4 protein-coding genes are annotated in these 13233 nt (G+C 44.8%); 3 read left to right on the forward strand and 1 reads right to left on the reverse strand.

Annotated features, from left to right (window positions below):
• Positions 1-10: 10 nt before the first annotated feature.
• The 3 genes from ACED60_RS18935 to ACED60_RS18945 all read left to right on the forward strand — a co-directional run bounded on the left by ACED60_RS18935 (position 11) and on the right by ACED60_RS18945 (position 3883).
• Entirely contained in the window at positions 11-943 is a 933-nt protein-coding gene (locus tag ACED60_RS18935; protein WP_371728214.1) for a sugar kinase, read from the forward strand.
• A gap of 73 nt (positions 944-1016) precedes the next feature.
• Positions 1017-1643, forward strand: a complete 627-nt coding sequence (locus tag ACED60_RS18940; RefSeq protein ID WP_371728215.1) for a bifunctional 4-hydroxy-2-oxoglutarate aldolase/2-dehydro-3-deoxy-phosphogluconate aldolase — start codon at positions 1017-1019, stop codon at positions 1641-1643.
• A gap of 470 nt (positions 1644-2113) precedes the next feature.
• On the forward strand, positions 2114-3883 hold the full coding sequence (locus ACED60_RS18945) for a sodium:solute symporter family protein (RefSeq protein ID WP_009846515.1): 1770 nt from the start codon (positions 2114-2116) through the stop codon (positions 3881-3883).
• Positions 3884-4114: 231 nt separating this feature from the next.
• Here ACED60_RS18945 and ACED60_RS18950 read toward each other — a convergent pair.
• Positions 4115-13233: cadherin-like domain-containing protein (locus tag ACED60_RS18950; protein WP_371728216.1), on the reverse strand; the 9119-nt coding region annotated here is incomplete at its 5' end.

Below are 13233 nucleotides of genomic sequence, written 5' to 3' on the forward strand. Positions count from 1 at the left end.
AGGTAAGCATATGAAATCATTAAACATCGCGGTCATTGGCGAGTGCATGGTTGAGCTACAAAAGAAACAAGACGGGCTTAAGCAAAGTTTTGGTGGCGATACACTAAATACGGCGCTTTACCTGTCACGCTTAACAAAAGAGCATGGTATCCAAACAAGCTATGTAACCGCGCTAGGCACTGACCCATTCAGTACTGACATGCTAGAAAAGTGGCAAGCTGAAGGTATTGATACAAGCTTAGTGGCTCAGCTCGATCACAAACAACCAGGGCTTTATTACATCGAGACCGATGACACTGGTGAGCGTAGCTTCCACTATTGGCGTAGTGATGCTGCAGCGAAGTTCATGTTTGATCAGCAAGACACGCCTGCTCTACTTGATAAGCTATTCTCTTTTGACGCGGTTTACCTAAGCGGTATTACACTTGCTATCTTGACAGAGAACGGACGCACGCAGCTATTCAACTTCTTAGACAAATTCAAAGCTCAAGGCGGCCAAGTATTCTTCGACAATAACTACCGTCCAAAACTTTGGGAAAGCCAACAAGAAGCGATTTCTTGGTACTTGAAAATGCTTAAGTACACCGATACAGCGCTACTTACGTTCGATGACGAGCAAGAGCTGTATGGCGACGAAAGCATTGAACAGTGTATTGCACGTACGTCTGAGTCTGGTGTGAAAGAAATCATCATTAAGCGTGGCGCGAAAGACTGCCTAGTGGTTGAAAGCCAAAGCGCTCAGTACGTTGCGCCCTACCCAGTAGACAACATTGTTGATACGACAGCCGCTGGCGACTCGTTCAGTGCAGGCTTCTTAGCTAAACGCTTGAGCGGTGGCAATGCGCGTGACGCAGCATTAGCAGGCCACATTGTGGCAGGGACCGTGATTCAGCATCCAGGTGCTATCATTCCTGTAGATGCGACGCCTGATTTGTCTCTATAATTGCGCACTTTAACTATTAATCAAGGGTTTGCTTAGTTGAAAGCAGACCCATTATTAACGTGAGAAAGAATTCATGACTACATTAAATGAACAACTAGCAAACCTAAAAGTAATCCCTGTAATCGCTATCAACCGTGCTGAAGATGCCATCCCCCTAGGCAAAGCACTGGTTGAAAACGGCATGCCATGTGCAGAAATCACACTACGTACAGAATGTGCAATCGAAGCGATTCGCATCATGCGTAAAGAGTTCCCTGACATGCTAATCGGTTCAGGTACTGTACTGACTAACGAGCAAGTTGACGCATCTATTGAAGCTGGCGTTGATTTCATCGTAAGCCCAGGTTTCAACCCGCGCACTGTTCAATACTGTATCGATAAAGGCGTTGCTATTGTACCGGGTGTTAATAACCCGAGCCTAGTTGAGCAAGCAATGGAAATGGGCCTTCGCACGTTGAAGTTCTTCCCTGCTGAGCCTTCTGGCGGTACTGGTATGCTTAAAGCACTAACCGCTGTTTATCCTGTTAAATTCATGCCTACTGGCGGCGTAAGCTTGAAGAATGTTGATGAATACCTATCGACCCCTTCTGTACTTGCATGTGGCGGTACTTGGATGGTTCCAACTAACCTTATCGACGAAGGTAAGTGGGACGAACTAGGCAAGCTTGTTCGTGACGCAGTTGATCACGTTAACGCTTAATCTATTTTAGATTTCGTAATCAAGCCTCACTTCGGTGGGGCTTTTTGTTATCTGCCGATTATTACGCAGACTAACAGAAAATAGCAAAGTGAAAACAATAATCTACACTTATGTACCCGTGAAAAAGTTTTCATTATTGATGTCCAAATTAACGTGAATGTCGTCGCACAACACACCAATTTGTAGCACATTTGTTACGGTTATAACTAAAATCCTATACATACCTACTCTCATAAGCACATCACCTATATTGTAATACATATGAACCATTAAAAGGTTATTTGCCTTTAACCTTTTACAAATTAAACAACCAACTAAAGCCATAAAAAACAATCAGTTAAACAAAAAAACAGCAAGCCAAAAAAAATCAATGCGACCTAGATCATACTAAAGACATATTGTAGTACAAATAAACCTTTGAACGCGTTAATCTAAGCCCAGTTAATTATGATATTTAAAAGGCTGAAAAGATGACTATCGATACTTTTGTTGTTCTCGCCTACTTCTTCTTTTTAATCGCTATTGGTTGGATGTTCCGTAAGTTCACCACGTCGACTAGTGATTACTTCAGAGGGGGCGGCAAAATGTTGTGGTGGATGGTTGGTGCAACCGCCTTCATGACACAGTTTTCAGCATGGACGTTTACAGGTGCCGCAGGACGCGCGTTCAATGACGGTTTCGTTATTGTAATCCTATTCTTAGCCAATGCTTTTGGCTACTTCATGAACTATATGTACTTCGCTCCAAAGTTCCGCCAACTTCGTGTGGTAACGGCGATCGAAGCTATTCGTCAGCGCTTTGGTAAAACGTCTGAACAGTTCTTCACATGGGCAGGTATGCCTGACAGCCTTATCTCTGCGGGTATCTGGCTGAATGGTCTCGCTATCTTCGTAGCAGCGGTATTCAACATCCCAATGGAAGCAACCATTGTGGTAACGGGTATGGTTCTAGTATTGATGGCAGTAACAGGCGGCTCTTGGGCGGTTGTTGCTTCTGACTTCATGCAAATGCTTGTAATCATGGCCGTGACAATCACTTGTGCGGTTGCGGCTTACTTCCACGGTGGTGGCTTAACTAACATCGTTGCTAACTTCGACGGCGACTTCATGTTAGGTAACAACCTAAACTACATGAGCATCTTCATACTTTGGGTTGTGTTCATCTTTGTGAAGCAATTCGGTGTAATGAACAACAGCATCAACGCTTACCGTTACCTATGTGCAAAAGACAGTGAAAACGCACGTAAAGCGGCAGGCCTAGCATGTATCCTTATGGTTGTTGGTCCACTAATTTGGTTCCTACCACCATGGTACGTAAGTGCATTCATGCCTGAGTTCGCATTAGAGTACGCTTCAATGGGTGATAAAGCGGGTGATGCTGCTTACCTAGCATTCGTACAGAACGTAATGCCAGCAGGTATGGTTGGTCTTCTTATGTCAGCAATGTTCGCTGCAACGATGTCTTCTATGGATTCAGGTTTGAACCGTAACGCTGGTATCTTTGTAATGAACTTCTACAGCCCGATTCTTCGTCAAAATGCGACTCAGAAAGAGCTGGTTATTGTAAGTAAGCTAACGACTATTATGATGGGTGTTATCATCATCGCGATTGGCTTGTTCATTAACTCTCTACGTCACTTGAGCTTGTTCGATATCGTAATGAACGTAGGTGCGTTAATTGGCTTCCCAATGCTTATCCCTGTACTACTTGGTATGTGGATTCGTAAGACGCCTGACTGGGCTGGTTGGTCTACTCTCGTGGTTGGTGGTTTCGTTTCTTACATCTTCGGTATCTCGCTTCAAGCAGAAGACATCGAGCACCTATTCGGTATGGAAACAGCGCTTACTGGCCGTGAATGGAGCGACTTGAAAGTAGGTCTTAGCTTAGCTGCTCACGTAGTGTTTACTGGTGGTTACTTCATGCTAACTTCTCGCTTCTACAAAGGCCTATCGCCTGAACGTGAGAAAGAAGTTGACCAACTATTCACTAACTGGAACACACCATTAGTAGCGGAAGGTGAAGAGCAACAAAACCTAGATACTAAACAGCGTTCAATGCTTGGTAAGCTTATCAGCACAGCAGGTTTCGGTATCCTAGCAATGGCTCTGATTCCAAACGAACCAACAGGACGCTTGTTGTTCCTACTATGTGGTTCGATGGTACTAACCGTTGGTATCCTACTGGTTAATGCGGCCAAAAACCCTGCAAAAAAGCTAAATGATGGAGCGATTCTCAAATAGTATAGAGAAAGAACACTATTCGCTTAGCTGATATAACACATAAAATAATGCCCATGCTTTCCCCCGACAGCATGGGCTTTTTGTTGTTTTATCGAGGCTATTGTTTTATCGAGGCTATTGGTTTATCGGACTCATTCAGCAAGATTTAATAAAAAATAGGCCAGCATTGCTGGCCTATTTCGTTATGGTTTAGTTATTCACTTCTAATCACTAGCGCTTATCAATTGAGCGTTAACCGTGAGTCATGACATTTTGTTGCACTAGCGCATCCAGAATATCAGAAGGCATGGTGCCATTTAACGTCAGCTGAGGCGCAAGATCTTCAACCACAATCACTTGTTCTGTAGTGCCTAAGCCATCAGGGTTAATCGTAAGTTCAATATCATCCCCGTCAACCTTCGCATCAATGTGTTGCAGCAGTGTTGTTATATCTGGTGAGGCACTTTTCAGCTCAGGTAACACTTCTCTTAGATCGAGTTGGTCTCCTTCAGATAGGCTAAAGTCGGTAATCGTATCTTCGACACCATCTTCGATGTTGAACCATACAAACGAATCCATACCGTCGCCACCAGTCAGAATATCGGAACCGCCTCCACCGATGAGAGTGTCGTTACCATCACCGCCAACTAACGTATCGTCACCCGAACCACCTTCCAGACGATCATTTCCAGATCCCGCTGTCAGGTCGATATTGCCAGCCCCTGCCAATAACTGAACATCGTCGGTTTCTGTAGCTAAATCGATATCAACCCCGTTAGACACAATGTTCAAGTTGAGATCTATCGAAGCCGATGTTGCAGTATCGCTGTTATCTAGCTCTTCTGAAACCGCCTCCACTTTGAGTGTGTAGCTTCCCGGCGTATCAGAAAGCCCGACCACTTTCACAGTGTCAATCGCATCCGCCGTGGCAATCCAAACTCCACCACCGACATCAGTCACTGAACCCACATCACTCGTAATTTGAGCACCAACAGGCACATCACTGATACGTAGCGTTAGCTCTTCCGTAATATCGGTCAAGGCAGCAATAATACCAACCAAAGGAACGCCGCTAGCGCTTACTGACTGGTTAGCGGTGATATTTCTGACGTAGTTAGACGCAGTCTCAATCGACAAGGTCGGCGCATTCGCCACAGGAGTCACTGCTATATCATAGATAACTGGCGTGGTTTCAATGACGATACCAGAAGGGTTTCCGCTATCTTTCGCGATGACTTCCAAGCCAATGCTATTGGTTGGAGACAGGCTCGCATCCAGATAAACACCCGCAGGGCTAGTCGGTGTGTCAATCAATGCATTTAGGTCGCTCAACGTACCTACTAAGATAACCGAACCTGTGTTGTTGCCATTCACCATCACAGTTGTCACGGCAGGCAGCGACACATTTAACGTTCCGTAATCCACCGTCAAAGTGACCGTCATCAAGTCATTAGAAAATGAATCAACATAATCAGGATCACTGACATTGATGCCACTCAGCAGCTGACCCGATTCTTCATCAATAAAATCAGTGACATTGTCACCATTAACAACAGGTGTATCGTTAACACCTTGTACCACAACGCTGATTTCCGCGGTATCCGTTAAGAAATCATTTGAGCCATTGGTTGTACCGTTATCTTCTACTGTATAGGTGAATGTAACATCGCCATTGTAATCATCAGCTGCCGTGAATACCCAGTATGGGCCATTAATCGAATTGTCATCCGCCCCACCAACGTTCTCAAACTTCTGAATTTGCCCCTGACCTTGATCGATTTCGACCTTAGTTACCGTAATGGCATGCCCCTCAGGGTCTGTCGTCGCTGTAATCAGGTCTTCAGCTTTGATGATTAGCTGACCTTCTTCAAGCATGGTGCCCAAATCAATATCGGTTGCCACTGGTTGGTCGTTAACTTCTGTAACTACAAGGCTGATTTCCGCACTGCCCACTTTGAAGTCCGGCGAACCGTCGGTTGTACCATCATCGATAATGGAGTAATTGAATTTGACGTCTCCATTATAATCATCAGCTGCCGTGAACACCCAGTATGGGCCATTAATCGAATTGTCATCCGCCCCAGCAATGTTCTCAAACCTCTGAAGCTGACCTTGACCTTGATTTTGAGTAAGGCTGATATCTGTTACGGTAAGGTTATGATTTTCGATATCAGAGCTTGCCGTAATCAAGTCACCCTCAACAATCACGATTTGGCCATCTTCCGGAATCGAGCCCAAATCAACATTGGCCGCTATCGGAGCATCATTATATTCCGTCACTTTAATAGTGAAGGTAGTTTGATTCGTTTGAGCGGTATTCGGATCACCCGCATCAATCAAACCGTTATTACCACCGTCATCGATCGTAGCATTAATGGTCACTAACCCACCCTGATTGAGATAGTTCTGATCCGGGTCCGGTTTGAACGTAACCTCGCCATTAGTTAGCGCTGCATTGATGTCAGCTTCTTTACCTGTCATGACAAGTGAGCCATCAGCCTGCAATACAAATGTCACACCATTGGATTGAGTGCTTGGGAGTACAAACTCGCCCTGTGCACCCGGCAGTGTTTGGTCAACTTTTAGCGTCAGTACATACGGTGCATCTGGATTATCAAAGTTTGCGTCGATATCGTAGATACTAAAGTTGTTGATTGCCACACCAGTAGAGTCTTCTGTCGTTTCAAGGTTAGTCACATTGACAAAGGTCGGTTGATCGTTGATAGGATCAATCACTAAATCAACATTGAAACTCGTTGGTGTGCCTAAATGCTCCGTGTTATCAGCATCTGTATCCACAGAACGAACGGTAATCTGCAGTGGACCATTAATACCCAAAGCATTACCTGTATCACTATTATGTTCGCCAGAGTTAAATACGATCTTATCTAACGACTGAGCTGGAACGTTTAGTGTCCAGAGTTGCGTCGCTGGATCATAGCTACCTATAGTGGTTCCGTCAGGGTAGTAGATAGAAGCATCTTGAGGAACACCTGCCACTTCGACTCGAAGGGTTTCGGGTGCATTTTCGGTATACGTTCCGCTTCCTGTGGCCGACAACTCTTTATCTAAAATAGTCGCATTGATTTCGATATCAATATTCTGCCCTTCGTTGCCTGTTACAGAGTCCGTAGGATTGGTATCAACATCGTCACCAACAGGCACCACATGCAGTTTGAAGCTTGGTAAGTTTGCAGCCGCAGTCGGTACGCCAAGTAGCGACTCTTGAGTGAACACTTCAACACCAAACTCAGCAGTACCACTGAAGTTTTTAGGCGGTAAAATCGAAATTTCACTTAAGTCGAATGAAAGTCCAGAAGCTTGAGGCAATTGAACACTCCACTCACCGCCACCGTTGTTTTTCACAGTGTAAGCAGAACCAGCATCTACACGCATCTGGAAGCCATCAGGTACATCGGTGAACTTAATCGATACAAACTGTTCTGATCCATCAAGGTCAGTCAGTGCAATCGATACAGGTCCTGTACCTGACAAGGAAATAAGCTGGTCTTCGTTGCCGGTAATCTCGATTACATCAGGATCACTACCCGGTCCAGAGACATGTACATCATCAACAACCGGAACAACATCAAAACGAACACTTGTATTGAAGGTATCGGAGTCGGTTGCAGTGCCTACCGGAAAAGCAGAATCATTGTAGGTTGCGGTATCTGTAACTGTACCACTTACATTAATCTGCACTTGGTTAATATCATTTCCAGTTGGGTAGTTTTCTATCGCCCTAAAGAGGACATTATCGAGCGCCCCCGCCGCGATTTCAGCTTGATTAAACGTGACTGAGGTACCAAGTGAGGTACCCGTATTGTCATAGAATGCCCCTATTGAAGGGTCATCCAACGTCAAAGTAATGGATGTAAACGCCTCTTGCCCCCCTTCGACGCCTGATACCTGATCCGAAATAGTCGAATTGAAGTCGAGTTGAATGTAGGTGTCTTCGTAACCCACCGGATCTTGTCCAGCCTGACTGTCGTTATCAACAGGATTAAAGGCATCATCAAGAGAGCCCACGACATTCACCTCGATCGTAGGGTCCGTCTCCGCATCTGGCGCGACTTTGATGACGACGTCGGTAACTAACGTTTTCTCATCACCAGAGAGCGTATCTTTGGTCACTATGGTTAGAGGTAATCTAAAGTCACCCGAGTAATCGGCAGGCAAGTTAAGTAACAGCCCTGAGAAATCAGTTGGAACGCCCTGTTCAACGGTTGTCTCAAATACATATTTTCCATTAACAAAATCGACTTCACTGCTTCCCGCTAAACTAATTGGGAAAGTGCCTCCTGGGTTAATGGTCACGGAGTCATCAATGATAATGGTCACTTGGTCTACCGAAGCATCTTCTCCAGAGAAAGTGATCACACCATTTAGTGCTGCACCTAAATCAAGTTGCGTGTCTTCGATAGCGTCGACAACACTATTAGCATCCATTGTAATGTTAGCTGCAACCTCGCCTCCCCCAACAAGTACTTCTGGAAATGATAATGTCACTTCGCCTTCCCGAATAACGGCAGGAGATGACTCAACCTCAACACCATCACCGCGATCAACCACCGTACTAAAGATAGTCATCTTGATGTCATTGAATACGTCTGGAAGATTAGAAATAGGAGGGAAACCAAGACCATTAGGAGCACTTATGCTAAACAAGTCCTCATTGGTCACAACCCAACGACCATCGCCTTCATAAGCCGCGCCAATAACGAGTAATTGATTCAATACGTCATCTGACAATGGAGTCTTATTCGGGTCATTATTCGTTAATTGAATAACCAGTTGGTCAACTTCCTCAATAGCAGACGATGCATCGGTTTCTTGATATCGAATAACAAACTCATCCGTGGCGGATGGATTGTCGCTGTTGGTTGTAAACTTGAGTACACCAGTCAAAGGATCGGCGCTCACCGTACCCAAAGAACCAGTTCCAGCCACGTCGTCGACGATAAGCTGATTATCGATGCCATCATGAGTCTCAACAACGGGTCTTACGATAACATTGATCGTACCTTTAACCGTCGCAGTCGCAATACCCTCACCTGGGTTAGAAGAGTCCACATATTCGTGATCACGCTCCTCAACGTCTACCTCTGTCGTCAATGTGAAATCAACGCTAGAGTCCGTTGGCGGAGTCATTTGAATAAAGTTATTCGCTAGTGCAATTTGGGTAAATTGTTCCGGCGTTTGACTCGCGTCTTTAGGGGTAATTGTTAACGTACCCGCACCATCATTCACAACAGTCACATCACCATTTACGGTAGGTGTAACACCCGCTGGAATACCTGAAATCTTAATTGAAGTGAAATGCTCATCAGAGTCGATATAGTCAACGCCTTCAGGATGCCAATCGATGTTGATAGCAGTATCTTCGTTCCCGTTTGTGACGTTATTGTAGGTTGCTGAGGTATCGATGATAGGCTCAACCAACACTCGAATTTCTTGATCAAAAGAAAGTGTGTGACCGTCGTTTTCCGTTACGATCACTTTGCCTTGAATGTGGATATTCTCGGTCGAAGAGTCGACAGGTCGAATACGAATACCTGACGTTGTACCCGCCTCCGTAATATTAGCTTCATAGATAGGTTTTGATAAATCAGGGCTACCGCCAGGTCCGGTTTCGTAACCCACAAAGTTAAGATCAATAACCGTACCGTCACCATCCTCGATGATAACACCATCAGGAATACCCGATAAGATGACCGTTATTGATTCGGAACCATCGTCCGGTAATGGTGTAGTGCCTGTATCAGGCTTTCTCTCACCCGACAATACCGTAAAGTCAAGCAGAGCAAAGCTGTCGCCGTTTTGACTCTCTTGAATCGTCGTTTGAACGCCGCTTGCAGTACCATCTGTAATTGCGGTCCAATCGGTACCATTCGTCCCACCATAAGGTGTGTCAGCAACCCCTTTCACTTCAACGTTAACCGTTTTAGTACCGAGTATTTCTACATCGACTTGTTGTGGGTTGGTTGACAGGTTTGCAGTGTCCTTCACTACACCTGTAACATCAAAAGTGAAATCCACATTGCTGTGTTTAGTTGGAACCACCTCAACATTAGCCAAATCGGAATACGCTATTTCGTGGTAATTGGTACCACTGACAATAGGAACTACCGTGGTTGTACCTACAAAGTAAAGCACTGCGCCTTCTGTAATATTGCTGATACGAACAAACAGTTCTTCAGAGCCATCCGTATCGACCGACCCTGTCATGGTAATGACTTCGTCTAGCGTGAATGCATCTTTGTTAGCTAGCGGACCTATGTAATCAGGATCATCTATATTGTCTTCGTTAATCTGAATACGATTAACACTGAACTTTCCAGCATCCGCGTCAGCGGTGACATCAATAATGATGCTTTGCTCTACAGAACGGGCCTCAGTTTTATCATTTGCTCCGCCGTTGGCAGTATCTTCATAAGGATTCAGTGTTTCTTCTGTAACCGCTGTTGCTTTGAATTTAATCTGACCCGAGAAATTATCAATAGGGTTAACCACGGTGGTGTTAATGTCTTCTGCTGCTATTTTATATACACCATCCGCCGTCAGAGTAAGCACATTGCCGTCTTTATCAAGAAGCTCAAACTTCCCGTCGCCTTCGATAACTTCTAACTCATAGGTGATCGTTTCAGTTTGAGTGTTATCTTGTGATTCTGCATTCAGCTGTAGTGTGACATTGTCTTCATCTTCGTTGACTTGATACTGATAAGTGCTATTACCATCATCCCAAGTAGCAATATCCGCTACCGCTTCAATCTCGATTTTGAAGCTTGAGTTTACTTTGTGGTCAAGAGTGCCTCCATTATCGATCTCCAATTGATAGCGGATCTCAACACCATTACTATCTGAACCATAGTTTTGGTCAGGGACAAAGAACAGGTTATCGATAGTCGCAATAGTTTGTCTGACTTCACTCGGGTTTAATGCAAAGCTTTGTTGCATTTGAGGCGGTCCAAATAATATTTGACCGTTAGTTTCAGGCGTTAACTTGTGATACTCACCACCCTCAAAGTAATAGAACGTGCCTCTATGGTTACTGTTTTTTATAATCAGTTGACCGATAGACTCGCTGTTATCCCTGTCATTCAGGTTAACCTGAAGCGCAACTTGAGCTGGTGCATTAGGTAAACCGCTTTGGTTGTCTTGTATATTTTCAAGAATCGGAGCATCACCTGCAGCATATGGTATTGTTGAGTCTCTACCCGCATCCTCAAAGGTGGTCACTGTCAGCGCGATCTTCGACGAATTCCTATCCGTAATAGTGATGTCCAAGGGTGTCGATGACGTATCTGAATCGCCATCCTTCGCTGTTACATTAATAGAGAAATTAATTTCATCACCAACATGCTCTAAGTAATTATTGGCTCTAAACTCAATCTCACCATTTGAGTTTATTTTCAGTCGACCCAGCTCTCGAGGATCAACAGCGCCATTGATCTGCTCATATACTCGTACCTCTTGAGTACCACTATTTAAATCGAAGTCACTACTGTAAGACCCACTGTTCCCTGAACGGAAAACAATTCCACTTCCGTCAAATGCTTCAATTTTGCTCAGTTCCGCGCCATCGGCACCGACATCTGTAGAATCAGCAAACATATCGACTATAGAGCCGCGATAACCCTGACCTTCAACACGAGTAATCGATTGTGTTGTCACTAATGGAATATCATCAGTGACTGTTATTTTGAGATCAATCGCATTCGATTGGTCTTGATCAAAATCTTCAGCAACGATTGAGAAATCAAGATCTATCGCGTTCTCGTTTGCACCGTCAGGGTGCTTCAGTGGTTTAAACAATTCAAACTGATAACTGTTATCAGAGGTATCGAAAACAATCTCAAACACGGCTTCATTGCTGGTTACAGTTTGAGCAACATAGGTGAATGTTGTGCCGTTTTGTGAAACAGCTAGCCACTCTAAGCTTTCTCCATCGGAGGTTAAACCGGTCAAGACTAAATCTTCATCAACCAATTCATACTTCACAACGCCATCGGCACCTTCATCGACGGTGAACAGTCCATTGATAATGGTGTCTTCAGATTGATCCGAGCCTATGCCTGAAAGGTCGTCTTCATCGACAACCGTTTCGCCCGTCGGCGGCGTCATTACTGGAACATCATCAATGACTTGAATTGGTAGTTGATACTGGTTGGAGTCATCGCCATCACCGTCTACCGCCACAACATTAAATGGTATGGTTAGGTCATTTGATCCAGTAGCGTGATTTAGAGGGCCAAGTAAAGTGAATGTGTATGACCCATCGGTACCCAGTGCAAGAGTAAAAATCGGAGTCCCGCTTGTGGTCGCACCTTGGTAGGTAGTTGTGTTCGCAGCCCCAGTGACCTCAGTGATCGAAATCGCTTCATTGCCTGATGTCAGAGTAGTTTCTAGAGTGGCTACGTTACGCAGTTCGTAAACCTCTACTTGGTCTGCACCTTCTGTGGTCACAAACGAGCCTGTCGCTTGAGCCACAACAGAGCCTAAATCATCTTCATCAACAACAAACGTACTCGCGACTGTTGTATCCGTAATGACTGGTACATCATCAGTAATAGTCACCGTAAGAGGCTTAATTACTGAATCCGTATTGTCTTGGTCGACCGCAATAACTGGCAAGGTGAAGATTTGAACGTTATTACCTTGCACAGGCAGGTGATCTAACTCTTCTAACAATGTGAAGGTATATTGACCAAGCACCAAACTATCAAAAGTGATGGTGAAAATGTCCGTTTGGACACCACCGTTTTCTACGAAGCCAATATAATTGTCGCTGTTTAGAGGATCTTCTTTTAGCTTAACAACCAGACCATCCGATTTTAGGTCCCCAGTTGTGTTGAACTGCGCAGTATCAATACGGAAGTGGTTCACATCATCACTACCAGATGTAAACGTCATTGTTCCGGTTTGAGTGACCGTTATGCTCGGAGAGGTGCCATCAAGCAAGTTTGCTTCAGCCAAGGCGACTGGTGGTATGTTATCAATAACAGGTGGAGCACCATCTGAAATGGTAAGCGTAACGGTCGACGTGACTTCGTCACCATCTTTATCTTCAGACATGACCGTAATAGTCTTAACAATATCGCCCCCTGAATGATTGAGGTTGCGATTAGGTTCGAAACGGACATCACCTTCCAGAGTGATATACAGTTTACCTTCAGCAACAGGGAAAACCTGCTCTCCGGTTGTCCCCTGAACTAACGTGTACACGTTGTTATCGTAAGTAAACTGGGTAATCGTTGCCCCGTCGGCACTTTGGTTTGGCATGACATCGGCAGTACCTGTCGTGACAACACCAGCGGCTAAATCTGCAACCGTTGGTTCCGTAATGCTCAGCGTTTGATTTTGCATGCCTT

It is taken from the genome of Vibrio sp. 1F279 (genome assembly GCF_041439815.1).
GTDB lineage: Bacteria > Pseudomonadota > Gammaproteobacteria > Enterobacterales > Vibrionaceae > Vibrio > Vibrio tasmaniensis_A.

Excerpts from the sequence above, each read along its gene's own strand:
- ACED60_RS18945 (WP_009846515.1), top strand. The coding sequence starts at position 2,114 with ATGACTATCGATACTTTTGTTGTTCTCGCCTACTTCTTCTTTTTAATC.
- ACED60_RS18935 (WP_371728214.1), top strand. The coding sequence starts at position 11 with ATGAAATCATTAAACATCGCGGTCATTGGCGAGTGCATGGTTGAGCTA.
- ACED60_RS18940 (WP_371728215.1), top strand. The coding sequence starts at position 1,017 with ATGACTACATTAAATGAACAACTAGCAAACCTAAAAGTAATCCCTGTA.